Origin of the sequence: Cellulomonas sp. A375-1 (assembly GCF_001040865.1) — a bacterium.
Classification (GTDB): Bacteria; Actinomycetota; Actinomycetes; order Actinomycetales; family Cellulomonadaceae; genus Cellulomonas; species Cellulomonas gelida.
The window spans coordinates 1-1,304 of sequence record NZ_LFKW01000092.1; the positions used below are offsets into that span (position 1 = coordinate 1).

Here is a 1,304-nt window from a genome sequence, read left to right on the forward strand (position 1 = left end):
TGCGGACGCGCCGCGCCTCGCCCGGCGCGAGCGTCACGTCGTGGCGGTCGGGATGCGTGCGCGCGGCGGCGTCGGTACCGGGCGTCAGCCCTGCGGCGGCCAGCACTCCGGCCGACGGCGGCCACGCGTCGCGCACGCGCGCCCGCAGCCGACGACGGCCCACGTTCGTGAGCGTCACCGTGCAGGTCGCGGGCTCGTCCAGCCGCACCGACGCGGGCACGGCGCGTGCGACGGCGACCTGCCGCGGGGAGGCGGCCAACGCCGCGTCGACAGCGCACGCGAGCGCGACGAACACCGCCCACACGATCACGGTCCCGGTGAGCGGGACGAGCAGGACCACGGGGATCCCGAGCGCGGCGAGCAGTACGGCCCGCCAGGTCAGCGCCACGGCGGCCCGTCAGCGGGGGACGGGGACCGAGGCGAGGACCGTGTCCAGCACCGTCTCGGCCGTGACGCCCTCGAGCTCGGCCTCGGCGCGCAGCTGCACGCGGTGCCGCAACGTCGGGTGCGCGAGCGCCTTGACGTCGTCGGGCGTCACGTATCCCCGGCCCGAGAGCCAGGCCCAGGCGCGCGCGGTCGCGAGCAGCGCGGTCGCCCCACGTGGCGAGACGCCCAACGACAGCGACGGGGACTGGCGCGTGCCGCGGCACACGTCGACGGCGTAGCCGAGCACCTCACGCGCGACCTGCACGCGCGCGACCTCGGCCCGTGCGCGCTCGAGCATCGCGCGGTCGGCCACGGGCCGCACGCCCGCCGCGGCGAGGTTGCGCGGGTCGAACCCGGAGGCGTGCCGGGCGAGCACCTCGACCTCGTCCTCGCGCTCCGGCAGCGGGAGCGTGAGCTTGAGCAGGAAGCGGTCGAGCTGAGCCTCGGGCAGCGGGTACGTGCCCTCGTACTCGACGGGGTTCTGCGTCGCGATCACGAGGAACGGGTCCGGCAGCGGCCGCGGGAGGCCGTCGACCGATACCTGACGCTCCTCCATGGCCTCGAGCAGCGACGCCTGGGTCTTCGGGGGCGTGCGGTTGATCTCGTCCGCGAGCAGCAGGTTCGTGAAGACCGGGCCCTCACGGAACGAGAACTCCGCGGTGCGGGCGTCGTACACGAGCGAGCCGGTGACGTCGCCGGGCATGAGGTCCGGCGTGAACTGCACGCGCTTGGTGTCGAGGTCGAGGCTCGCGGCGAGCGTGCGCACGAGCAGCGTCTTCGCGACGCCGGGGACGCCCTCGAGGAGCACGTGGCCGCGGCACAGCAACGCGATGACCAGGCCGGAGACGGCGGCGTCCTGGCCGACGACCGCCTTGGCC

General features: G+C 75.5%; 1 protein-coding gene and 1 pseudogene. Both read right to left on the reverse strand.

From position 1 onward, the window contains the following. Window positions 1-388, reverse strand: a pseudogene (locus CWIS_RS09840) (DUF58 domain-containing protein); the annotation flags it as partial. Window positions 389-397: 9 nt separating this feature from the next. Next, window positions 398-1,304, reverse strand: a 907-nt coding sequence (locus tag CWIS_RS09845; protein ID WP_048343111.1) for a MoxR family ATPase, incomplete at its 5' end; no start/stop codon positions are given.